The organism is Streptomyces lydicus, assembly GCF_001729485.1.
In the GTDB taxonomy this organism is placed as follows: Bacteria; Actinomycetota; Actinomycetes; order Streptomycetales; family Streptomycetaceae; genus Streptomyces; species Streptomyces lydicus_D.
On sequence record NZ_CP017157.1, the window covers coordinates 4,454,857 to 4,478,116 of the forward strand.

Here is a 23,260-nt window from a genome sequence, read left to right on the forward strand (position 1 = left end):
GGCACGTGGCTCGCTGAGCGCCTGGAAGGCATTGCCCCCGGCATCGCTGCGGAAGCCGAACACTGGACCCGAGTTCCGCGCGACGGCGGCCCCCGCAGCCTGCCCCGGCAGCAGGCCACGGCCCGGCTCTACCTCAACCGGGCCCGCCCAGCACTGCTGGCGTGGTCGAACCGCTACGACCATCTGCGGGAGGTGACCCGCGAAGACCTGCTGGCCCGTGCCAGACACTGCACGGCCGCCACCCCATGGACGAGTTGGGCTGCCGAGACCGACCCCTGAGGGGGATTCTCGGAAACGACCGGTGTTGCTCCTCGCCTCACTTGATCCAGTTCTCAACGGCTGGGGAGGGTTGGCAGGTATCACGCCGGCGACAAGCCGGTGCCGCGAGGCTGGTCAGGCGCAGCCCGTGCTCGCGGCCCTGCTCAAGGCTGTACGAGAATCTTCCGGGCCTACTTTCGCCTCTTCCGCGGGCATGGCCGGCCGTGCCGCGTAGCGGCTGCGCATCGCGTCGCTGGCTGCGGGGCCCGCGGTGAAGACGTAGGCGGCGCTGTCGTCGAGTCGGCAGCCGGTTTTGGCGTCGACGACCACGGGCTCGACTTCCTCGCCGCTGTGCGCGTCGACAAGGATCATGCTGCGCTCCGTCGGCGTGAGGCGGGAGTTGCCCCACGCGGCCAGGGCGACGATCACCGGGCGCAGGGAGCGCCCGAGTTCCGTCAGGACGTACTCGTGCCGGACGGGGCTGGTCCGGTAGGGCCGGCGCTCCAGCAGACCGTCCGCGACCAGGGTCTTCAGCCGGGTGGTGAGCATGCTGGAGGAGATGCCCAGGCTCTCCTGGAACTGGTCGAAGCGGGTGTAGCCGTCGAAGGCGTCGTGGAGGATCAGCAGAGTCCACCACTCGCCGACGTGTTCCACCGTCGTGGACAGCGGGCACTCTCGATCCTCCAGCCTGATCCGGCTTGCCACGGCGACCATCCTCCCAGTTACTGCTAAAATCGAAGTTATCAGCTTCTATTTTAGCAGTCGAGAGAGGAGCGGCGCCTCGTATACCCGCGCCCGGGAACGGAGCACAACGTGACCACATCCATCAGCGAATCCCTCGAAGGCCGACGCGCTCTGGTCACCGGCGGCACCAAGGGCACCGGAGCCGCCATCGCCCGACGCCTGACCCAGGCCGGTGCGACCGTGCTGGTCACCGCTCGCAGCCGCCCCGACGACGTCGAGGAGAAGACCTTCATCGCCGCCGACCTGTCCACCGTCGGAGGCGCCGCCCACGTCGCCTCCGAGGTGGACGCCCGCGTGGGAGGAGTCGACATCCTGGTCAACACCCTCGGCGGCTCCGAGGCCCCGGCAGGAGGATTCGCCGCGCTCGGCGAGGACGACTGGGCAAAGGAGCTGAACACGAACCTGCTGGCCGCCGTCCGCCTGGACCGCGCACTCCTACCGCACATGCTCGCCAACGGCAAGGGCGCGATCGTGCACGTCACCTCGATCCAGCGCCGCATGCCGCTGTGGAACGGCACCCTGGCCTACGCCGCCGCCAAAGCGGCCCTGACGACCTACAGCAAAGGACTGGCCAACGAGGTCGCCCCCCACGGCGTCCGCGTCAACACCGTCTCACCCGGCTTCGTCCAGACCTCGGCCGCCGACAACCTCGTCGCCCGGATCGCCCACGACGCCGGAATCGCCCAGGAAGCGGCGCTGGGCCGCCTCATGGACTCCCTGGGAGGCATCCCGCTCGGCCGTCCCAACCAGCCCGAGGAAGTTGCCGAGCTCGTCGCCTTCCTCGTTTCCGACCGCGCCTCGGCCATCGTCGGCGCCGAACACGTCATCGACGGCGGCACCACCCCCACCGTCTGAACCCGCCACCACCAGGAGCGTCATGCACGACAACCAACCCCGGACCATCACCCCGGACGACCTGCCCGAGGTGATCACCCGCTACCTCACGGCGCACCGCGCCCACGACACCGCCACCGCGGTCACGACGTTCACCGACGACGCCACAGTGATCGACGACGGCAACACCTACCAGGGCAGCGCCGCGATTGAGCAGTGGCTGGACCGATCCGCCACCGAGTTCACCTACACCATCCGCCTCACGAACGCTCAGGAGACCGACACGGCCCACTACATCGCCACACACCACCTCGAAGGCAACTTCCCCGGCGGCGCCATCGATCTCCGCTATCGGTTCACCCTGCGCGACGACCTCATCGAACACCTCGCCATCGAACCCTGAGCCCGCCCCCACACCACCTGTTACCGCCCAGGAGAGAACCCACCCACCCCACACCGCCCCGTCCCAGCCCTCGTACCCATCCAGCCACCCGACCAAGAGCCAGCCCTCAAGTTCTGCATCCACCCGCAGATCAGCACTTGCACACCTGAGGAATCAAGGCGAGCAACTCCGGGGACATCCTCAGCACAGGGTGAGGAGTTTCAGTTCCCGACGTCGACCACGCCAAGGCCCGCGTGTTTCGGTGCGGACAGAAACCCGTCCGCACTCAGTGGAGTTGCCACGCTCGGTTCGCCTTCTCCCCGTGCCCGTAAGGCAGTCGGCCCGGGCCGGGCGGTCGCCGCGGTCGGTCCCTCGGGGGAAGCGGACTCAAGGGTGGAGGGTCACCCAGTCATCATGGTCCCCAGCGGCAGGGACGGGCGATGTTCGTGGCGAGGCGTTCGAGCCGGTGCTTCCTCGGAGCCTGGTGTACGGGAGTGGCCGGAATTCGCCCCCGGATAGAACCGCTCCGACGAAGCCCGGCGTCCTCATGATCGCGAACGGGTGAGCCAGTGCTCCTTCATTGCGAACTCGGATCGCCATAATCCACCGGCGTTAGGACTTACAGCCATGAAGCATGCTCTCCGCACCGGACTGGCCGCCGCAGTAGCGGCCACAGCCCTCGCAGTAGCCGTCTCCCCAGCCGTCGCCGCCAACGCCAAGCCCGACCGACCGGCGAAGGTGCGTTATCAGCTTGACACCCGTGCGTCGGCAAACCCGAAGCAGATCAACGCCGGCGCGTACAACCGAGCCCGGAGCATCCTGGCTCACGCCGGCAGCTATTGGGCGGCCAAGTCTCATCCCATCCACGGCACCAGTTCCGTAGCGGTCCATTACGGCACCGACCTCCTGGCCGAATCGCGGGACGAGTTCCGGGCACTGGACGCCAGTGCTCCGGTCAAGCGGGCGGGCATGGCGATGTGGCACTGGGACGCCATCCGCCGCGCGGCGGAGGCGATGGGCATCACCCACTGGTGACCTTGCCGATGGGGTACCGGCCGTGCCGTGGCCGATACACCATCGACCTGTAGACGCCGCTTCCGCGACACCGACCTCGACCAGTTGCCGGTCTCCGCCCGCGACCGCCGCCCCAACGGCGTCCCGAGTCCTCGCAAGATCACCTCATGGATCGTGCGCCCACGCGAGACATTGACCGAAAGCCAGGAGGAACGACTGCTCGAAGTCCGCCTCGCCTGCCCCGACATCCCACACGCCTGCGACCTCGCCCGGACCTTCGCCGACCTCGTCCGCCACCAGCTCGGACGCCTCCTGCTCGAATGGATCCGCCAGGCCGAGCATTGATCACGGTCGGGGCCGGCACGGTGACCGTCCGCAGGGCAGGGGTTCGGTGAAAGATCGTCGATCATGGGGCGGGGCCTTGCTACGGTCCACCCCCTGCCGGTGGGGTTCTTGACCGGTGATCAGGTCGAGGCGCCCCCTCGCGGTGCCGTGTCCCGTGGTCGAGCACCTGGCCGTGCCGCGGAAGTTTCGCATGTTCCTCCATGTCGGGCGTGGGCGCACTTGGAGGGAGCGGTCGCGCTGTTCAACGAGGCGGTGGGCCGGCTGCTCGGGGGTCTGATGCTGACGGGCTCGTTCGGGCTAGCGTGGGCTTGGCGGAGTTCGGCGGGTCGTGGGCGTAGGGGGACGTGTGGGGCCTGAAGCAGTCCCGTACGAGGGGCGTACGACCGCAGGGACCGTGCGGGAGGTCGTACACGATGTGACGGCCCGGGTCGCGCGGGAAGAACTGCCGGTGGTGGAGGGGCTGGCGCGGTTCGGTGATGCCACGGTCGTGCGAAGGCTGGGGCACCGGGGCGGGCAGCGGCGGGAGCCATTGGGTTTTGGGGCGGGCGAGGCCGCCGCGTTGGTGACGGGGGTGGTGTGGCTGGCGCTGGACGAGACCGTACGGCAGCTGGGCGAGCGGGCGGCGAACGGTGCGCTCCGGGGGGCGAGGGGCTTGCTGCGCAGGGTCTTGCGCAGACAGCCGGAACCGGCGACGTTGCCCCCGCTCACCCCCGAGCAGCTCGTCGAGGTGCGGCAGCGGGTGTTGGAGGTGGCGGCCCGGCGTGGCCTGGAGCGGGAGCGTGCCGAGACGGTCGCCGACGCGGTGGTGGCCAGGCTGGTGCCGGGCACCGCGGAAGCGGTGCCGCCTGCGCCGCGGGGCGAGTCGGGCGGAGATGCGAACGGCGGCGGTGCGGGTGGCGGGCCGGGAGAGGCCGTGATCGTGGCGGCCACCGGACACCGCACCCCGCCGCGCGTGGACGAGCGGTCGATGCCCTCGGGCACCACGCTGCGCTTCATCCTGCTGGTGGTGCTGATCATGGTGAGCAGCGCCTCGATGATGATGATGACCCTGGGTTCCGGGCTCAGGGCGGGGTCTTCGACCTCGCGCACGGGCAGCGCGGACGGCTGCACATTCGCCGCGGGGGGAGACCCGTCCCGTATCGGCGGGGCGATCCCGCAGGCGGACACCAGCGCCTACCGGGAGTGCCTGGCCCGCTACGAGCCGCGGGGCACCTCGCCCTGGTGGGTGTCCGAGGCGTGGCCGGTTCTCATGGTGGTCGTGGCCGCGGTCCTGGTGTGGGCGATCCCGGCCTGGAGGGCGCGGCGTGGGCGGGTCGTCCCATTGGAGGCGGTGGACGGCGACGGCGCGGTACGGGGTGCGTTGAGGGAACTGGCCACGGCGGCGGGACTGGAACGGGTGCCGCGAGTGGTCGTCGACCCGGCGGCGGCCTCGGCCGGTGCGGTGGTGTTCGGCAGCAACAGGCAGCCGGTGGTGTGTCTGCACGGCGGTCTGCTGGTGCGCGCGCGTACCGATCCGGAGGGCTTCCGCGCGGTGCTGCTGCACGAGTTCGCGCATATCCGCAATGGCGATGTCACCCTCACCTACCTCACCGTGGCGCTGTGGCGGGCATTCCTCGGCCTGGTGCTGCTGCCGTATGTGGCGCTGATGCTCACTCTGGCGGTGTGGATGGCGCTGTTCGACCTGAAGGTGCGTGCGCCGCTGTCGCCCGAGACGATGGCGGGGATCGACAGCTTCTGGCCGCTCCTGGTCCGGCTGCTCGGCCTTGCGGCCGTGCTGGTGCTGCTGGTCCACCTCGCGCGGGCGGATGTGCTGCGCAGCCGGGAGGTCCACGCCGACCTGACCGCGGTGCGCTGGGGTGCGGCCCCGCACCACTGGGCGGTCCACGCGGCCGGCCCCGGCGCGGTTGCTGTGCCACGCCGCGGGGTGCGGCGGCTACGGGCGTCCTTCGCGGAGCTGTTGCGCACCCATCCGCGGTGGGACCTGCGCCGGGAGGCGCTGGACGATCCCGCGGAGCTGTTCGGCGTACGGGCGCTGCCGATGTTCCTCACCGGCGTGGCCGCCCCGGTGATAAACGCCCAGGTGTGGGTCTACAACGGGTCGCGCCGTATCCCGTTGCTGGACGAGGCGTCTTGGGCGGTGACGGCCGCGCTGGTGGCCGGGGTGGCCGGGGTCGCCCTGTGGCGGGCGGTCGCGCACGCCGTGCTCACCGCGCGGCGCGAACCTTCCGGTGTACGCGCCGGGTTGTGGCTGGGCGCCGGGATGACCACCGGGGAACTGGTGGCCTACCAGTCCGGCATCAACACCTGGCTGTCCGGCAACCCCGTGATGCTGCTGTTCCCGTTCGCCGCCGGTGTCGCCTTCAGCTGGTGGACCGCCCAGTGCGCCCGGCTGTGGACCGGGGCGCGGCCAGGGCGTGTCCGGCCGCTGCTGTTGCTGGGGTCGGTGGCCGGTGCGGTGGTGCTGACGTCGTGGTTCGCCTGGTGGCAGGGGTTCGGCGTGACCTACGCGCGCGAGGGGTGGCCCTCGGTCGCGGAGATGCGTGCCCTGCTGGTCCATGGTCTGCCGCCCGGGCAGGTCGCGGAGCAGCACGGCATCGTGGACGGGATGTCCGCCGTGTGGATCGAGATGACGGACCTGAACCACTGGGCGCTTTCCCTGACCGCGGTCGCGGCTCTGTGGCTGCTGCCACTGGCGGCCTGGGCACTGCGCCCCGCCGCGGACCGTGGCACCGCGCCTCCTCAGGCATCGCTGCTTCCGCCACTGCGCCGGGTACTGCTGCCCGGCCTGCTGGGCGCGGCGCTGGCCACCGTCGCCGTCGCGGTGGTGATGGCGTACATGCACACCTGGCAGCCGTCGCCCGCCGGACGCGGCCTCCTGCACCTGTGGATCTATTTGGCCTGGGTGCTGATGCTCCTGCTCGCTGCGGCGACCGCCGCCGCAGCCGCCGCAGCGGCCCTGACCGACCGCTACCGGCTGCTGTGCGCCCTCATCGCCGCCCAGACCACGGTGCTGGCAGGTTTCGCCGGCGCGTTCGTGCTCGCCTCCCTGGACGGCTGCGTCACGCCGCTCAACACCCTGCAGTCAACCTGTTCACTCCACCCCCGCGCCTCCGTACTCCGCGGCTTCCACCTCATCATGGGCCCCATCCCCGTCGTCGCCGCGCTCGTCGCCGCTTGCGCGGCCGCCGTGGTGAGCGTCCTGCACCGGGGGCTCACCGCCCGCCGGCCCCGTACGGCCCTGGCCTCGGTTCCGGGGCGGTGGCAGCCCGTTCGGGACCACCTGCTGGCTCGCCGCCTGTGCGTGGGCGTGCTGTGCGCCGCGGCGCTGGCCGTCACCGTGACCGACCTGTTCAACCCCGCCGTGAGCCGCTCAACGGTGCGCGACTCCGCACCCGGACAGGACCGGACCGCCGTCGCCCCGTCCCCCAGGACCCGCGCCCTGCAGGTGTACTCCTGGGAGGTGTACGGCGGGCTCCGCCTGGAACGCCGCTTCCTGGCCGTCAACCGCGGGCTCGGCGCGCTCGTCCGGAACCCGCACGCCATCGACGAGTCCCGCACCCGCGCCCAATGCGCGCAGTTCCGCCGCTTCGCCCACGACGCCGCCCGGTACTTTCCCGTTCCCGACCCCCGGTCCCAGAGCTTCTGGCGCCGCGCCCAGACCTACGCGGTCCGCGGCGCCGCACACTGCGACCGCGCCCTGGACCGTGCCAGGAGCCACCTTCCCGGCAGTGGCCACCTTCTCGCCACCGCCCTCAACGAATTCACCGACGCCGTGGAATCCATGGGCGCCATGAGCGTCCGCAACCGGAACCTCGTCAAGCGCGCCGGAATCCTGGAGTGACGGCACGGCTGAAGCGACCTCTCGGGAGCCGATACATCTGTGTCAGATCGTGCAACCAGCCGAGGAGCGGGGGGATTTGTTCGATCAGCCCAGCGATGCGCTCGCCGTACGCAGCTCGTCCAGGGCCGCCAGGACGTATGCGGCGAGTTCGTCTGTGCCGTCGCGGTCGCCCTCGGACCATGCGGCGAACCCGCGCTTGAAGGCGAGGACGCCCAGCTCGCTGGCGAGGGCCGCGGTGGGGTCGGGCAGGCCGCGGGCGACCAGGGCGGTCGTCATCGCGGCGGCGAGGCTGACGGTCTTGAGGGCGTCACGCTCCTGCAGCTCGGCGCTGGCTGCGACGGCCGCCTTCACGCGCGGGGCGAGCTCGCGGTTCATGGCGCCCATCGCGCTCGACGCGCGCTCAAGACCGGCGGCGACCGCCTGTAGCGGGGTGGCGTGGCCGGGAGCCTCGGCGATCCCCTCGGCCAGCAGCCGGCTCAGCGTCTCCTGACCGGCCACCAGCAGCTCGCGCTTGTCGGGGAAGTGCCGGAAGAAGGTGCTCTTGGTGACCCCGGCACGCTCGGCGATCTGCGTGACCGTCGTGGCGTCGTATCCCTGCTCGGTGAACAGGTCGCATGCGGCCACGACGAGGCGTTCGCGTGCGCCTGGTTCCCACCTACCCATGGGGCCAGCATATGTGAGGGGACTCTTGTCCCGTCACCTGGTAGCGTGCGACGGGACAAGAGTCCCATCACTTGGGGGAGGATTTCCATGCGTGTCTTCGTCACCGGTGCCACCGGTCTGATCGGGTCCACCGTCGTCGCCGAACTGCTCGGCAACGGCCACACCGTCCTCGCACTCGCCCGTTCCGACGCGTCCGCACGCGCCGCCGAGGCGGCCGGCGCCGAGCCGCTCCGCGGCGCCCTCGCCGATCTGGACGTCCTCCGAGCCGGCGCCACTCAGGCCGACGGGGTCGTCCACCTGGCGTTCGGCAATGACTTCAGCAGCCCCGAGGCCCTCGCGAGGAACATCGCCGAGGAGAGCGCCGCCCTCGCGGCCCTCGGCGAGGAACTCGTCGGCAGCAACCGCCCCTTCGTGACCGTCTCGGGTACGCCCCAGGCCCCGGGCCGCGCCTCCACCGAGGCCGACCCGGTGCCGACCGACGGACCGGTCGGCGGTCGCGGCCGCACGGTCACGGCGGTCCTGGACCTTGCCGCGCGCGGGGTCCGGAGCACGGCCGTACGCCTGCCGCGCACGGTCCACAACCAGGGCGAGGGCGGGTTCGCCGGCCTGCTGACCGACCTCGCACGCCGGACCGGGGTGTCCGGCTACCCGGGCGACGGCACCCAGCGCTGGCCGGCCGTCCACGCGCTCGACGCGGCAGTCCTCCTCCGACTCGCCCTGGAACAGGCAGAAGCCGGCAGCGTCTGGCACGCCGTGGCCGACGAGGGAGACCAGGTGCGGGACATCGCCGCGGTCATCGGCCGACGGCTGGGCCTGCCGGTCGAGTCGGTGCCGTCGCAGACGTACGGCCCTCTCGCCTCGATCTTCGCGACCGACCAGCCCTCGTCCAGCGACCGTACCCGGCAGACCCTCGGCTGGGAGCCGAAACACCCCGGTCTCCTGGAGGACCTGGAGAACATCCGACCCTGACCGGCGAACGGGAGGCCCGCGTACGCACCACTGCCGACACTGCCTCGCCATCCCCGCGATGGTCACGCGAGGTCACCAGCGGGCTGGTCTCCTCGGGGAACCGGCGACAGTTGGATGCGCGCCCCCCGGTACCGGGACCGGCGGCCCCGGGCGGAACGCATCCGCCCGACGGTGCGCCGAAATGCGGTCGAATACCGCCATACTGGGCGCATTCACCGGCCCGATCCCCTCCGATCCGGTCCGGTTCGTACCCCGTCGGACCGCCGTGAACGGTCCGCCCGAGGGAGAGGACGCTGGGTGAGCGTGCAACGGGTGGGCCTGGTCGTCCACGAGGGCCGGGCCGCCGCCGTGACGGCTGCCGAGGTCGTACGGAGGTGGTGCAGACATCAGGGCGTCGGCTGCTGCGCCATCGACGTGTGGAGCCAGGAGGAGCAGCGGCGGGACGCGCGGGAGGAGGTCGAGGCCGCCGGCGACCCCGACCTGATCGTCACGCTCGGCGGTGACGGCACCTTCCTCCGCGGGGCGCGGCTGGCCGCGCAGAACGACGCGCTGGTCCTGGGGGTGGACCTGGGCACCCTCGGCTTCCTGACCGAGGTCCCGGCCGGCGACGTCGGAACGGCGCTGGACGCCGTCCACCGCGGGCAGGTGGGGGTGGAGAGCCGCATGATGCTGACGATGCGGGCGTCCCGGCCGCTGGAACTCCCCGAGGGGATGGAGGCCCTGCTGCGCTACGGCCGGGGGCCGGCGCTCCCCCCTCCGCTGGTGCGCCCCGAGTGCGCCGTCGCCCAGGACTGGGGGGTGGCGCTGAACGTGACGGCGCTCAACGACATCACCGTGGAGAAGCTGGCCCGCGACCGGCAGGTATCCCTCGGGGTGTATCTCGGCGGCCGGCTGCTCGCCTCGTACTCCGCCGACGCCGTGCTGGTCGCGACGCCCACCGGGTCCACCGCCTACAGCTTCGCGGCGGGCGGCCCGGTGGTCTCGCCCGCGGCCGACGCTCTCGTCTTCACGCCCGTCGCCCCGCACATGACCTTCAACCGCTCGGTGGTGGTCGCCCCGGACGAGCCGGTCGCCCTGCGCGTCCTGGAGCACTCCGGCCGCGCCGCGGTGAGCGTGGACGGCCAGCTGCGCGGCGTGCTGGACCCGGGTGACTGGATCGGCGTCTACGCGGCGCCCCAGCGGCTGCGCGTCGCACGACTCACGCCGACCGACTTCTACGGCAGGCTGCGGGAGCGGATGCGGCTGACCGACGCCCCCGCCGCGGCCGACACCGTCGTCACGCCGTTGTGGCCGCACACCACCCGGGCCCCCGACGACCTCGCGCATCTGCGCCTGCCGTCGCTGGCCGTGGACGCCGACTGACCCCCGACGCGTCCGCCACCCGCACCGAGCGTCCTCACCGGCACCGGCACCGGCCCGCCCCGCAGGTGCCGTCCCGCCGTCACCGGCGCGGGCCGTCCTGTACGGGCACCGGGCGGTCGTCGTGGAGCGCGCTGAACAGGCGCCCGGCCCGCCCCCGGTCCCAGAGCACCGCGCTGCCCTTGGAGGTGGGGATGCCGATGGCGGCCACCGGGACGTTGAGCTGCTTGCCGTGCCCGGCGGTGACCCCGCGGACCGCCTCGAACAGCGAGCTGAGATCCAGCAGACCGGTGTCCCGGTCGACCACGAGCGTGTCCAGTCCGGCGTTGAGCACGGAGTACAGCGCGATCGGGTCGAGCAGCGTGCCCGGTGTCGCCGCCCGGTGGGCGAGGGCGGAGAGGAACTTCTGCTGGTTGCGGGTGCGCCCCAGGTCGCCCGCCTTCTCCTGGTGGCGCTGGCGGACGAAGGCGAGCGCCGCGGTGCCGTCGAGGGTCTGACAGCCCTTCTTGAGGTCGGCCCCCGACTTCTCGTCCTTCAGGGCCCGTTCGAGGCAGATCGGGACGCCGCCGACCGCGTCGACGAGATTGACGAAGCCGGCGAAGCCGACCTCCACGTAGTGGTCGATGGTCAGGCCGGTGTTGTGCTCGATGGTGTTCACCAGCATCTTCGGACCGCCGAGCGCGAACGCGGCGTTGAGTTTGTTCTTCGCCGGGGCGTGGCGCTTCCCGGTCATGGGGCTGGTGTACGCCGGGACGGTCAGCCACGAGTCCCGCGGCAGACTCACCATCGTGGTACCGCCCGCGCCGGTGTGCAGCAGGATCATCGAGTCCGTACGGCGGCCGCCGGCCGATCCGGTGTGCAGGTCGTGCTTCTCCCGGTCGGTCAGCCCGGCCCGGCTGTCGGAGCCGACGAGGAGGTAGTTGGTGCCCTTGCCGGTCCGGTGGCGCTCCTCCGGCGTGCCACCGAGGTCGACCGTGCTGTTGAGCTTGCCGTCGGCCCAGGCGAAGGCACCGGCGGGGACGGCCAGGAGCAGGACGAGCAGCGTGACGGCGATCCGCCGCAGCGGCCGTTTCCGCCGGGAACGGTGGCCCCGGGAGCCCGGGGCCCGGTCGGCGGAAACCTCACCCGCTGCGCGTTCGGTCACCTCGTGGCCGGCCATCAGTACCGGTCCCGGCGCACCGGTCCGCGGGCCGAGCGGGTCACTCATTGCTTCACTCTCCTCGGTCCGTTCGGTCGGCCCGGTCACTTGGACGCCAGGCCGCTCGGCTGCGGGGCGGGTTCCCGGAGCAGGTGCTGGTTGGCGGTGCCGGAGCGGTGCATGCGGTGCCATTTCAGTCGGGTGCCGAGCAGGGCGGTGACCACGGACTGGATGACCACGAGGTACAGCAGCTGCCGGTATACGAACAGCTGGAGGGGCAGGGCCCACAGGTCGCGCAGCCTCTCGTGGTCCAGCCGCAGCGCGTACGCCGCGGTGACCAGCTGGACGGCGAGGAAGGCCAGCCAGACCCCGACGGCCTGCCCGGTGTCGCCGAAGCACACGCCGTACAGGGCGAAGACGTCGACGACCGGCGCGAACAGCGGCAGGACGATCTGGAACAGGGCGAGGTAGGTCAGCCCGCGGCGGCCGAAGCGGCCGGCCGGTCCGACTTCGAACACGGCGTGGCGGTGCTTCCACATCGACTGGAGCGTGCCGTAGCACCAGCGGTAGCGCTGCCGCCACAACTGGCTGAAGGTGCTGGGCACTTCGGTCCAGGCGACGGCCCGCTCCTCGTAGACGACGCGCCGGCCCACCCGCCACAGCGCCATGGTGAGGTCGGTGTCCTCGGCGAGGGTGTCGTCGCTGATGCCGCCGATGGCCGTCAGCGCGTCCCGGCGGAACGCGCCGATGGCTCCGGGCACCGTCGGCATGCATTCGAGCACCTCGAACATGCGACGGTCCAGGTTGAAGCCGAGGACGTACTCCAGGTGCTGCCATCTGCCCAGCAGGCGGCTGCGGTTGCCCACCTTGGTGTTTCCGCTGACCGCGCCGATCGTCGGGTCGGCGAGGGGCTGGATGAGCCGGTGGAGGGCGTCCGGTTCGAAGACCGTGTCGGCGTCGATCATGACGATGATGTCGCAACGCGCGTAGCTCAAGCCCGTGCCGAGGGCCCCGGGCTTGCCGGAGTTGGGCTGTTGCACCACGGTCACCCGCGGGTCGCCGACCCCGCGGGCGATCTCCGCGGTGCGGTCCGTCGAGCCGTCGTCGATGACGATGATCTGCAGGTCGCGGTGGGTGGAGGCGAGCAGTGAGCGCAAGGTGGCCTCGACCCCCGCCTCTTCGTTGTGCGCGGGGACCAGCACCGTCACCGGATCGTTCACCTCGCGGAGCCAGGGCGCCCCGGACCGGTGCCTGCGCTGGCGTCGCACATGCACGCGGGCGAGGCAGGCGAGGAGTACGAGCCGGAGGATGCCCAGCCCGCCCGCGATGCCCAGCGCCCAGGTCATCGAGCGCGCGAAGCGGTGCCCGAGGGACTGCGTCCAGATCAGGGCGTTTCCCTGGAGGCGCTGGAGCAGGGACGCCGGCGCGGTGAGCGAGGGGCGGCCGAGGCCGCTGGTGACGGTGGTGAAGCGGCCCACCTCGGGATCGTCGAGCAGCTTCGTCGCCTCCTGGTAGCCCAGGGCGCTGTGGCTGTACTGCCGTACGACGCCCAGCGGGGGCTTGCGGGAGCGGGCGGTGGCGGCGACGAGGAGGTAGCCGTCGTCGGAGGCGCGTCGTGCGGCCGACCATTCGCCCCCGCACATCGTGTCGGCGGTGGTGGTGTGCGGCAGGCGCAGCAGCCGGGTGTTGACGGATGCCGCGCCGGCCAGGGCGGTCTGGGTGAGGGAGAGTTCCAGCTGGGAGCGGACCGCTGAGGCGCTGCCCAGGTCCCCTCCGGTGTAGGTGTACGAGCCGATCTCGTGGCCCTCGTCGTGGATCCGGCGGACCAGGTCCGGGTGACGCGCCGCCTGGGTTCCGTAGAGGAAGAAGGTGGCGTGTGCGTGGCGCGCGCGCAGCAGGTCGAGGATGCGCGGGGTCCATACCGGGTCGGGTCCGCCGTCGAAGGTCAGCGCGGCGGTCCGGAGCGGCATCTGCACGGTTTCGGCGCCGGCACCGGTGACGCGGAGGACCGGGGCCCCGTTGTCCGCCGACCGGGGTATGGGGCTGGTGCAGGCCCGGCGCGTGCGGGCGCCGTCCACCTCGTGGGTGGTCCAGCCCTCGAAGAGGAGGGAGACGGCGACTATGGGGAGGATCAAGAGCAGCAGTAACCAGTGCCAGCGTGGGGGGTGACGCAGTGCGTGCCGCCCCTGTTCCGACAACGCCACGGTGAGCCCTTTCTGTCGAGGAGTCGTGCCACGTGCGGGGCGTTGCCCGCCCGCGCCCGTACGGCATGGCGTCGAGCGCGGGCGGACAACGCCGCGGGCGGTACCGCGGAGCTCCTACGCCCGGAGGGCGGAGCTCATCGGTCCGTCAGCGGGTCTCACGGGGCGGGGGCGTCGGCGGGGCCGGCGTCGGCAGGGGCTCTGTGGGCGGGTGCGCTGTGGCCGGGGTCGGTGCCGGCGGGGACGGGGGCCCGGGAGGAGTGCCGGCCTGCGGGCACGGCCGAGCCGGCGGCGCCGGACGGCTCCTCGGAGGGCACGGGGCGGTGGGGGTCGCCCGGTCCGGTGGGTGCGTGGTGCCCGGCGGGGTCCGGGAGCGGGTCGGCCTGTCCCGGTGCCGGTTGGGGGGCCGGTTGCAGGAGGCCGCCGAACACGACGACGAGGAGGACGAGATATCCGGTGCACATGCACCCTACGGTCAACGCCGCGCGTCCCAGGAAGCGTCGACGCCTGCCTGAAGTGTCGACAAATACGGGACTGTTGCGCGTCTTACCGGGGCGAATGCTGTGGGGGGTAGCGGTTCGCATGGGGGGTGAGTGTAACCAGATGCCCGGGAAGGAGAACAGAAACATCGGACAGCTTCCTGCCAATACCGTCCCGGTCCGCCTGCGGAAGCAATGAACCGCGTAACCCGGGCCGCCCTCCTACCCCTTCCTTGCGTTCCCACTCGCCAACGTGCGTATTTACGCCTGCCGATGGGCCACTTCGAGCCGGACGGCCACCCCGCCGGCCCTTCAAAGTCGCCATCCGCCAATGCCTACTGTGAAGTAACTCACGCCGCCGGGCGATAGCGTGGGGCAATTGCATTGCGCAATAGGGGCCGTTTTCCGGACGCGGGTGGAGCGACGGCGAGGGCAGGTGCGCGCGTCGCCGGAGGCGGGGACGACACGGTGGCGGAGGCCGGCGGGCGGCCCGCGGCAGGGGACGCCGAGGCCGGGCCCGGCAGTCGCTCCCCCACTGCCCCGGACAGGGTTTCCCGGCGTCAGAAAAGGCCCGACGGGCGAAGGGTGAGGTGTCCTGCGCCGTGCCGTGGGCGCGCCGCGGTCGTGGTGACGCAGGACCGCGCGGCGCGGGATGCGTCAAAAAAGTGGCGTTCCGATTGCGGCCGAAACCCGGGCGCAGCGCTCCGTTCGTCCCACAGAGTCAATTTCGCGCCGAGACCACCCGGAGAGCGCATTTCCGCGTTCCCGAGCGGCGCTCCCGAGTGGTGCTTCAGGGCGCGACGGCCGACTGTGAGGCATATCGCTTCTGCGATACAGAAGGCCGACGCTGTGTCGCCTTCGCAGTAGTTGAAAGGAACATCTGCCGTGCGCACTGCCCGTACGCTCTTTGCCTCCGCGGCCATGACCGCGCTTCTCGCGGTCGCCGCCCCCACGGCGTCCGCCTCGTCCGTGGCCGAGCTCCGTGCCGCCGACGTCAGCTCCTCGTCGACCGGCCACGACCGCGATGGTTACGGGAGAGGCGACGGTGACGGCCACGGGTGGTCGCGCCACCGCGAGTGCAGGCACCACCGTCACTGCCACCACCGCTTCTACGGGTGCCGGCACCACCACCACAGGTATGACCACCACCGTCCCGTCGGCGGCGTGCACACCGGCGGCGGCGCCCTGATGCGCTAGCGCGGAAACCGGTCCCGGGCAGCGGCCCGGCCTCCACTCATGGGTGCGGCGACACGACTGTCGCCGCACCCATGCGGCGTGTCCGGGTGCGCGCCCTCGCGGCGGTGGCGTGTCGTACGTCCCCGGCACGCCGCACCGCTCCGGTCGTCCCAGCAGCTCAGGGCCTACGACGTCCCACCCGGTCCCTTCCCGGGCGGCGGACGGGTTTCGGGCGGCGGCCGGGGCGACATGCTCGGTGCGGTGAGGGCGGCGGCACGGGGGCCACCCGGTCCGGCGGTAGTGCCGTCGGGCCGAGGCGCAGCCGCCCGAGCCGACCCGCACCGCCGTCACTGCTGTCCCGACGAAGGGAACCCGAGGATGTCGCCACGTCTGCCCGCCCGGAGCGGCCTCGCGGCCGCCGCGCTGACCGCCCTCGCGGTGGTCGCGCCGCTCGTCGCCGCCGAGCCCGCGGTACCAAGCTGACGCACGCTCAAGCCGCCGGCAGGCTGCGGGCGGCCGGTATCAGCTGGACGTCCAGCGGCCACTGCTCGGACCGCAACAACGGACGCTGTACCTCCTTCAGCCGCATCAATTCCGGGACGGTCAACGGGATCGTCACCTTCAAGCGGGCGAGCCACTGCGCGGTCACCGTCACCGGCGGCACCGAGACCGGTCACGCGCCCGGCCGGTACAGCCACTGGAACGGCTACAAGGTCGACATCAGTCCGACCGGCTGCATCACGAACTACATCAAGCACGCCTTCCGGTACATCGGCCGGCGCGGCGACGGCGCACCCATGTACCAATCCTCCGCGGGCAACATTTACGCCCGGGAAAGCAGTCACTGGGACATCACCTACAAGTGACGCCGGTACAAGGGGGCGATGCCTCGTGAGGCGGGAGCCGGTGAGGTATGTCCGGCCGACGTAACTCCGGGCGGTTACCTCCAAGTGCGTTGCGCAGAAGGGGACATCGCGCTCCTCGGCCACTCCCCCGCCGCCCGGCAATGCGGAAATGCGGACCCGGCCCGTATGCGGAACAGCGGCCCGCAGTCAACGGTCCGGAATTCCGTGTCCGCCCGGGAACGAAAAAAGCCGAGGGGTCCGGCCGGAATTTCCCGGCCGGACCCGTCGGCTTGTTCGGTGTGCGTCAGATCGTGCGGTGACCGGTCAGTGACCGCCCTCGTCCACGACCGCGACCTCCTCGATGTTCTGCTCGATCTCCGCGGTGCCGACGGCGCTGGCGCGGGCCCAGTAGTAGATGCCCACGGAGAACACCGTGATGATGGCCATGTCCCACCACAGCGGGATGTGGCCCTGGCCGCCGAAGCCGCCCTGCCAGGCGATGAGGCCCATGCCGATCAGGTAGACCGGCAGCCACTGGGCGGCCTTCCAGTCCAGCCGGGGGGCGTTGGGCAGCTGCTTCTTCGTGGCGTACCAGGCGTAGCTGCCGAGCAGCACGTAGCCGATCACGATGGCCCAGCCGAGCCGCTGGAGGGTCTCCCAGCCGGCCCAGTAGATGATCAGGCTCGCGACGACGAAGGACAGCGGCGAGATGATGTTGCCGCCGGGGAGGCGGTAGGGCCGTTCGTGGTTCGGCAGGCGGTCGCGGAAGACGCCGAACGCCAGCGGGGCACCGGCGTACATCAGGACGCTGGCCGAGGTGATGAAGGAGACCAGCTCCTGCCAGCTGGGGAAGGGCAGGAAGCAGATCACGCCGGTCACGAACGAGATGATCAGGCCGAACCACGGCACGCCGCGGCCGTCCGTCCGCTCGAAGAGCCGGGGGGCGTAGCCGTTCTTGCTCAGGCCGTAGGAGATGCGCGAGGTCGAGGTCGTGTAGATGAGGCCGGTGCCGCCGGGGGACACGATCGCGTCGGCGTACAGGACCCAGCCCAGCCAGCCCAGGCCGATCACGGTGGCCAGGCCGGCCCAGGGGCCGCTGATGCCCGCGTAGTTGAGCTTGGCCCAGCCGTGTGCGAAGGAGGCCAGCGGCAGCGCGCCGATGTAGACGACCTGCAGGAGGGTGTAGATGACCGCGCCGATCACGACGGAGCCGATGGTGGCGCGGGGCAGGTCACGCTTGGGGTTGCGGCTCTCCCCCGCGAGCTGGATGGCCTGCTCGAAGCCGAGCAGCGCGAAGATGATGCCGCTGGTGCTGATGGCGCTGAGGACGCCCTTGGCGCCGAACGGCGCGAAGCCGTGGGAAGTGAAGTTGTGCGGGTGGAAGTTGGTGGCCGCGATGACGAAGATCGCCCCGAGGGGTACGGCGATCTTCCACCAGGTGGCCGCACTGTTGGTGTGCGCCAGGATCTTCACACCGAGGAAGTTCACCGCGACGAAGATCGCCATCAGGACGACGGCGACGATGAAGCCGCTGGTCGTGAGGGTGCCGTTGGTGTTCTGGAGTCCCTGGGCCCAGGACCAGTGGCCGGCGTAGCCGATCATGGCCTCGACCTCGATCGGGGCCACGGTCGCGGCCTGGAGCCAGGAGAACCAGCCGAAGGACATGCCGGCCAGGCCGCCGAAGGCGTAGTGCGGGTAGCGCGCGGTGCCGCCGGCCACCGGGAAGAGGCCGCCGAGTTCGGCGTGCACGAGGGCCAGGAGGACGATCGCGACGGCGCCGATGCTCCAGGAGATAATCGCGGCCGGCCCCGCCACGACCACGGCCTTCTGGGCTCCGTAGAGCCAGCCCGATCCGATGATGGAGCCAACGGAGGCCCACATCAGTCCGATCAGTCCTACGTCCCTGCGGAGTGAGCCTGGTGCGGGTGCCTTCAGCGGCGCGATCTGGTCAACGCTTGCCATAGCTGGCCTTTCAAGAACAGGACTGGCCGAAAAGTTGCCTCAGAGTAGGGAGCATTCGGAGCCCTGCACAGAGCCGTTGACTGAATAGTTATATTCCGCGGAATTCCTTACCTAATTAAGGGCTAGCCATTGTGGACATTTGGCGGGGCATGGCTTGCGCAGGACCCGCAGACCTGGATCAGGTGGCAGGCGGTGACGATTCAACTACCCGTCCGCACCTTATCAACAGAAATTCAACTTGATGAAAATTTGAGCTTTCGGCGCCATTCCCTATTGCTCGGCGACGTGAAGCCGGCCCGGCGGTAGCGGGCACGACGACTTGACCGCCGGCCGGATGTCGGCCGGGCGCCGGCCGGGAAGGACCCAGGAGGGATCCAGTGTCAACCAGCGGTTGACACCCTCTCACTGTCAACCTACGGTTGTCACATGACGAAGCCAACCGGCACCACCGTGCCCATCCGCCTCGACGACCTGATCGAGGCCATCAAGAAGGTCCACACCGACGCCCTTGAGCAGCTCACCGACGCAGTGCTCGCCGCGGACCACCTGGGAGACGTCGCCGACCACCTGATCGGTCACTTCGTCGACCAGGCGCGCCGCTCCGGCGCCAGCTGGACGGACATCGGCAAGAGCATGGGCGTCACCCGCCAGGCCGCGCAGAAGCGGTTCGTACCCAAGGCGTCCGGCGAGTCCGATCTCGATCCCAGCCAGGGTTTCAGCCGGTACACGCCGCGCGCGAGGAACGTCGTGATCACCGCGCAGAAGGAGGCCCACACGGCGAGGAACGACGAGATCGGGACCGCGCACCTCGTGCTCGGCCTGCTGTCCGAGCCCGAGGGCCTCGCGGCGAAGGCGATCCTCGCCCAGGACGTCACCTTCGACGCCCTCCGCGAGGCGGCGACCGCGCTGCTGCCCGCGCCCGCGGAGGAGACACCCGCCCTCGTCCCGTTCGACGCGGACGCCAAGAAGTCCCTGGAGCTCACGTTCCGCGAAGCCCTGCGCCTGGGACACAACTACATCGGGACCGAGCACATCCTGCTGGCCCTGCTGGAGCACGAGAACGGCGCGGGCCTGCTCACCGACGCCGGCATCGACAAGGCCGCCGTCGAGGCGCACGTCGCGGCCGCCCTGGAGCAGATCCGCACGGAGCAGCAGGGCTAGGCAGTGCCCGACGCGTCGCACGACCGGGGCGTGACCCGGTCGTGCGACCCGTGATCAGCCGGACAGCCCGTCGGTCCGGTCGAGTTGGTCGGCCAGGTCCGCCAGGTCGTCGGCGTACAGGTCGAACCGGTCCGAGGAAGCGGGCGGGTCGCCGACGGGGCGGGACACATAGGCGGCGCGCAGGCCGAGGCCCTGGGCCGCGCGCAGGTCCCAGGCGTGGGCGGCGACCATCAGCAGGCGCTCCGGCGGTCGCCCGGAGACGGTGACGGCCAGCCGGTAGACCGCCGGGTCCGGCTTGTAGCTCCGGGCGTCCTCGGCGGACAGCGCCTGATGCCAGCGCAGTCCGGCGTGGGCGTTGAGTTCCAGCAGCGCCGTCCGGCTCGCGTTGGAGAGCCCGATCAGCGGGAACCGTGCGGCGAGCCGGGCGAGCCCTGCCGCGGTGTCGGGCCACGGCGGGAGCCTTCGGCCCGACACGGCCAGCGCCGCCACGGCGGTCGGGTCGTCGACCCCGGCGGCGTCGGCGACGAGCCGGGCGGCTTCCCGGTCAAGGGCGTCACTGGCGAGGTAAGGCCGGGCGCCGTCGAGGATGCGCCGCTGCTCGCCGTCGATGTGCCGCTGCCACAGGGACAGCAGCCGCTCGACCCCGGCGGCGTCGAGCGACGGGTCGAGAGCACGGATGCCGGCGCGGACACCGGCGGGTTCGTCGACGAGCGTGCCGAGCACATCGAACACGACGGCGTCGATCTCTGACTCTGACATGGGAGCGGTCTCCTGGACGAGGCAGTTGATGGGGGGCGGCATGCGCCACTTCTCGCCCGGCTGACCGGCACAGCGCCCACCGATGCGGCACATGTAAGGGTTAAAGTGGCCGTTAGCCGAAACTAGCGGGAGGGCCGTAACAGGTGCAAGTGGCATTGGCCGATTACGTCTGGGCGGCGGGGGTCGCGACCGAGCTGGTCAACACCAGCGCCGAGGTCTGGCGCGGCGAGGACCACCTGCCCGACCTGGCCGCCCTCGTCGCGTTCACCGACCTGCACGGCGGCCGGTCCGGAAACGACGACGTGCCCGGCGCGCTGTCCGCACTGGCCCGCCGCGGACGCACAGCCGACCTCCATGCGGTCCACGCACTCCGGGGGACTGTGCGCGACCTGATCGATCGCCCCGACCGCGACCACCTCGTCGCCGGCGCCGCCACGCTCACCTCGCCGGCCGGCGGGGCCACCCTGATTCCCGATCCCGCACACGGGAACCGCACGCGCTGGGCCGTCCCGCTCCGCGACGGAGCAACCGTCGCCGACGCCCTCTCGTTGATCTGCGGCATCGGCATCCTCGGGGCCGTACACACCCTCGGCGAGCAGCGATTCCGCGCGTGCGGCGCACCCACCTGCAAGGGCGTGTTCATCGACACCACCCGGCCCGGTCGCCGCCGCTACTGCATGCCCGGCCTGTGCGGCAACCGCATCAACGTCGCGCATCACCGCGCCCGCCGCGCGGCGCCGCGCGGCTCGCGCGACGACGCCGAGTAGGCCCGCCGAAGGGCCCCTCGGTGGCACGAGAGGCCCGGCGCCGTCACGCCACGGGACCCGCCCGCGCTGCCGCCGCATGACGGGTCCACACCAAATAGACTGCCGTCCCGGCCGGTTGTCGGCCGTTCCTGCCCGTCGTGCACCACGTGTGCGGACCACACCCGCGGTCCGTACCCGCAAAGGACAGCCCACCCGTGAAGAAGAGCGCAATAGCCGGCATCTGCAGCCTCTGCCTGCTCGCGGCCGCGGTCGCCTACGAGAGCAGCGCGGCCGCCAACGACCCCCTGACCCTCGCCGAATACGACCAGATCAAGGCCGGCAGCAGCCAGCAGACCCTGTTCCGCTACGCCAGCACGTGCCAGCAGGAGGACGAGTCCGAACCCGGGGACGGCTACCCCGTCACCTGGACCTGCTACGGCGCCGACGGCACCAGCAGCGCGGTGTTCTTCTACTCGAAGGGCGTGCTCTTCAGCAAGTCGCAGACGGGGCTCGTCTGACCGGCCCGCCCGGCGGGAAGTGACGCACGTCAGTCAACGGCGTCCATGAACCGCAGCATCCGTTCGTTGACCTTCTCGGCGTGGTCGATCTGCGGCCCGTGGCCCGTGCTGGAGATGATCTCGGCGCGGGCGCCGGCCACCAGGCGGGGCACCCGCTCCAGCTGTCGCCGCGGGTGCACCAGCAGGCTCCGGGCGCCGAGCACCAGATACATGGGGGTGCGGACGGTCCGCAGTTCGTCGTCGGTCAGCGGGACCGGGACCGGACGGCGGATGCGGTACGCACGGACGCCCAGCATCACCATCGAGCGCAGTTCCGGCACGATCAGGACCGGCTGTTCCAGCCAGGCCGCCAGGCGTCGCCGCATCGCCTTCGGCGCGGCGGTCGCCAGGGCGCTGAGGAAGATCCAGGCGAAGAACCGGGCTCCCACCTTCTCCAGGCCGCCCGGGTCGAGCAAGGTGACCGAGGCCAGCCTGCCGGGTGCGCGGTGCGCCTGGTTGAGGGTGAGCCAGCCTCCGTAGGAGGACCCGATGAGGTGGACGCGGTCCAGGCCGAGGCCGGCGAGCGTCTCGTCCAGCCATCGGGCGGCGTCTTCGGGCCGGTGGATGGGGGCGCGCTGCACGCTGCGCCCCGGGTCGCCGAGGGTGTCGATCGCGTAGACGGGGCGCTCCGCGCTGAGCGCGGCGACGTTCGGGTACCACTGGGCCGCGTTGCCGCCGGCGCCGTGCATCAGGACCACCGGCGTGCGGGACGCCGCGGCGGGGTCCGCGGGGGCGTACCGGTAGACGTGCGTGGTCCCGAAGCCGGTTTCCACCTCCGTCTCCGTGAACGCGGCTCCGGCCAGGTCGAAGACCGCCCGGCAGGCGGCGAAGTAGCGGTCGCGCAGGGCGTCGTTCACATAGCGGCCGACGTCGGCCGGGGTGCGGTCACGGGTCATGGACTTGGGCACGGCGAAGCACCTCCGGGAGATCCGTTTTCGTGATACGACCGTACCATCATGGTGGTACGGCTGTACCATCAAGGGGTCTTGGCGGGCCCGTACGGCCCGGCAGGAGAGAGCGGACGCCGGCGAGAAGGGCGAAGGAGCACCACCGATGCCGAAGCGCGTGGACCACGAGGAACGGCGCACCCAGATCGCCGAGGCGCTCGTCCGGGTCGCCGGGCGACGCGGACTGCACGCCGTCGGAATGCGCGAGGTGGCCGCGGAAGCGGGCGTTTCCCTCAGGCTGGTGCAGTACTACTTCGAGACCAAGGAGAAGCTGCTCCTGTACGGGCTCCAGCAGTTGGCCGCCCGGCTCGGCGCCCGGGTCGCGGAACGACTGCGGGCCGCCGGCGACAGCCCCGGGCCGCGCGCCACCATCGAGGCCCTCCTGAAGGAGTCGCTGCCGACCGATGAGGAGAGCCGGACCTTCCACCTCGTCTACACCTCGTACGCGGTACTCGCCGTGACGGACGAGGCGCTCGCCGCCCAGCCGTTCATCGACGCCCCCGACGCCGCCGAGGACGCCGTGACCCGCCTGCTCCAGCAGGCGCAGGAGGCGCGACTCACCGCACCCGGTATGGACGCGCGCGGGGAGGCGGTCGGCCTGCTGGCGATGTCCGCCGGACTCGGGACCAGCGTCCTGGTCGGGCAGCGCACCCCGGATTCGGCCCTCGCGGTGCTACGCCTCCACCTGGACCGCCTCTTCCCCGAGGACGGGGCGGGCACAGCGACCCACTGAACTCATCGCGCCGGCAACGGAACTGACGCCTCGTCATATTTCCTCGCCATAAGCCATCCTTGAGGAAACGCAAAGTGGCGTTATGAGGGGAATTCAAGTCGTGTACACGAGGGTCAGGGATGTCGAGTGCGACCGTCGGCCGCCTCG

The 23,260-nt window shown here is 71.2% G+C and carries 20 protein-coding genes and 1 pseudogene; 13 read left to right on the top strand and 8 right to left on the bottom strand.

Annotation, left to right across the window (positions count from 1 at the left end):
* Positions 1 to 393: 393 nt before the first annotated feature.
* Positions 394 to 972 carry a winged helix-turn-helix transcriptional regulator gene (locus SL103_RS19325; RefSeq protein ID WP_244303969.1) on the bottom strand — a complete coding sequence of 193 codons (579 nt, stop codon included), beginning with the start codon at positions 970 to 972 and terminating at the stop codon, positions 394 to 396.
* 99 nt (positions 973 to 1,071) lie between these two features.
* Here SL103_RS19325 and SL103_RS19330 point away from each other — a divergent pair, with 99 nt between their 5' ends.
* The 5 genes from SL103_RS19330 (at position 1,072) to SL103_RS19345 (ending at position 7,418) form a co-directional block, all read left to right on the top strand.
* Entirely contained in the window at positions 1,072 to 1,857 is a 786-nt protein-coding gene (locus SL103_RS19330; RefSeq protein ID WP_069570230.1) for an SDR family oxidoreductase, read from the top strand.
* 22 nt (positions 1,858 to 1,879) lie between these two features.
* Positions 1,880 to 2,239 carry a nuclear transport factor 2 family protein gene (locus SL103_RS19335; protein ID WP_069570231.1) on the top strand — a complete coding sequence of 120 codons (360 nt, stop codon included), beginning with the start codon at positions 1,880 to 1,882 and terminating at the stop codon, positions 2,237 to 2,239.
* 606 nt (positions 2,240 to 2,845) lie between these two features.
* A complete protein-coding gene (locus SL103_RS38380; RefSeq protein ID WP_079145854.1) occupies positions 2,846 to 3,253 on the top strand; it encodes a hypothetical protein in 408 nt (135 codons plus the stop codon).
* Positions 3,254 to 3,280: 27 nt separating this feature from the next.
* On the top strand, positions 3,281 to 3,577 hold the full coding sequence (locus SL103_RS37975; RefSeq protein ID WP_164492861.1) for a hypothetical protein: 297 nt from the start codon (positions 3,281 to 3,283) through the stop codon (positions 3,575 to 3,577).
* A gap of 346 nt (positions 3,578 to 3,923) precedes the next feature.
* Complete coding sequence (locus SL103_RS19345; protein WP_164492862.1) at positions 3,924 to 7,418, top strand: M48 family metalloprotease; 3,495 nt, start codon at positions 3,924 to 3,926, stop codon at positions 7,416 to 7,418.
* 84 nt (positions 7,419 to 7,502) lie between these two features.
* Here the strand turns inward: SL103_RS19345 and SL103_RS19350 are convergent, their stop codons facing one another.
* On the bottom strand, positions 7,503 to 8,081 hold the full coding sequence (locus tag SL103_RS19350; protein ID WP_069570233.1) for a TetR/AcrR family transcriptional regulator: 579 nt from the start codon (positions 8,079 to 8,081) through the stop codon (positions 7,503 to 7,505).
* Between the two features lie 87 nt (positions 8,082 to 8,168).
* Here SL103_RS19350 and SL103_RS19355 point away from each other — a divergent pair, with 87 nt between their 5' ends.
* Complete coding sequence (locus SL103_RS19355) at positions 8,169 to 9,050, top strand: SDR family oxidoreductase (protein ID WP_069570234.1); 882 nt, start codon at positions 8,169 to 8,171, stop codon at positions 9,048 to 9,050.
* 297 nt (positions 9,051 to 9,347) lie between these two features.
* A complete protein-coding gene (locus SL103_RS19360) occupies positions 9,348 to 10,412 on the top strand; it encodes an NAD(+)/NADH kinase (RefSeq protein WP_069570235.1) in 1,065 nt (354 codons plus the stop codon).
* A gap of 79 nt (positions 10,413 to 10,491) precedes the next feature.
* Here SL103_RS19360 and SL103_RS19365 read toward each other — a convergent pair whose 3' ends face one another.
* The 3 genes from SL103_RS19365 to SL103_RS19375 all read right to left on the bottom strand — a co-directional run bounded on the left by SL103_RS19365 (position 10,492) and on the right by SL103_RS19375 (position 14,212).
* Positions 10,492 to 11,616 (bottom strand): LCP family protein, encoded by a 1,125-nt coding sequence (locus SL103_RS19365; RefSeq protein ID WP_164492863.1) that lies wholly within the window; start codon positions 11,614 to 11,616, stop codon positions 10,492 to 10,494.
* Between the two features lie 35 nt (positions 11,617 to 11,651).
* Entirely contained in the window at positions 11,652 to 13,691 is a 2,040-nt protein-coding gene (locus SL103_RS19370; protein ID WP_432215403.1) for a bifunctional polysaccharide deacetylase/glycosyltransferase family 2 protein, read from the bottom strand.
* Positions 13,692 to 13,906: 215 nt separating this feature from the next.
* Entirely contained in the window at positions 13,907 to 14,212 is a 306-nt protein-coding gene (locus SL103_RS19375; protein WP_069570237.1) for a hypothetical protein, read from the bottom strand.
* A gap of 900 nt (positions 14,213 to 15,112) precedes the next feature.
* On the opposite strand from SL103_RS19375, the gene SL103_RS19380 reads away from it, so the two are divergent.
* On the top strand, positions 15,113 to 15,424 hold the full coding sequence (locus tag SL103_RS19380; protein WP_069570238.1) for a hypothetical protein: 312 nt from the start codon (positions 15,113 to 15,115) through the stop codon (positions 15,422 to 15,424).
* A gap of 357 nt (positions 15,425 to 15,781) precedes the next feature.
* Positions 15,782 to 16,269 (top strand): annotated as a pseudogene (locus SL103_RS36325) (hypothetical protein).
* A 303-nt stretch (positions 16,270 to 16,572) separates the two neighbouring features.
* Here SL103_RS36325 and SL103_RS19385 read toward each other — a convergent pair.
* Complete coding sequence (locus SL103_RS19385) at positions 16,573 to 18,210, bottom strand: APC family permease (RefSeq protein ID WP_069570239.1); 1,638 nt, start codon at positions 18,208 to 18,210, stop codon at positions 16,573 to 16,575.
* A 426-nt stretch (positions 18,211 to 18,636) separates the two neighbouring features.
* On the opposite strand from SL103_RS19385, the gene SL103_RS19390 reads away from it, so the two are divergent.
* Positions 18,637 to 19,371 (top strand): Clp protease N-terminal domain-containing protein, encoded by a 735-nt coding sequence (locus tag SL103_RS19390; RefSeq protein WP_069570240.1) that lies wholly within the window; start codon positions 18,637 to 18,639, stop codon positions 19,369 to 19,371.
* Between the two features lie 54 nt (positions 19,372 to 19,425).
* Here SL103_RS19390 and SL103_RS19395 read toward each other — a convergent pair whose 3' ends face one another.
* Entirely contained in the window at positions 19,426 to 20,130 is a 705-nt protein-coding gene (locus SL103_RS19395; RefSeq protein ID WP_069570241.1) for a haloacid dehalogenase type II, read from the bottom strand.
* 149 nt (positions 20,131 to 20,279) lie between these two features.
* Between SL103_RS19395 and SL103_RS19400 the strand changes: the two genes are divergently transcribed.
* Together SL103_RS19400 and SL103_RS19405 are read left to right on the top strand one after the other, a co-directional pair.
* On the top strand, positions 20,280 to 20,897 hold the full coding sequence (locus SL103_RS19400; protein WP_069570242.1) for a CGNR zinc finger domain-containing protein: 618 nt from the start codon (positions 20,280 to 20,282) through the stop codon (positions 20,895 to 20,897).
* 194 nt (positions 20,898 to 21,091) lie between these two features.
* Complete coding sequence (locus SL103_RS19405) at positions 21,092 to 21,394, top strand: hypothetical protein (RefSeq protein ID WP_069570243.1); 303 nt, start codon at positions 21,092 to 21,094, stop codon at positions 21,392 to 21,394.
* Positions 21,395 to 21,423: 29 nt separating this feature from the next.
* Here SL103_RS19405 and SL103_RS19410 read toward each other — a convergent pair whose 3' ends face one another.
* Positions 21,424 to 22,329, bottom strand: coding sequence for an alpha/beta fold hydrolase (locus SL103_RS19410; RefSeq protein WP_069573925.1), 906 nt, complete (start codon positions 22,327 to 22,329; stop codon positions 21,424 to 21,426).
* A gap of 157 nt (positions 22,330 to 22,486) precedes the next feature.
* On the opposite strand from SL103_RS19410, the gene SL103_RS19415 reads away from it, so the two are divergent.
* Positions 22,487 to 23,113, top strand: a complete 627-nt coding sequence (locus tag SL103_RS19415; RefSeq protein WP_069570244.1) for a TetR/AcrR family transcriptional regulator — start codon at positions 22,487 to 22,489, stop codon at positions 23,111 to 23,113.
* Positions 23,114 to 23,260: the final 147 nt, after the last annotated feature.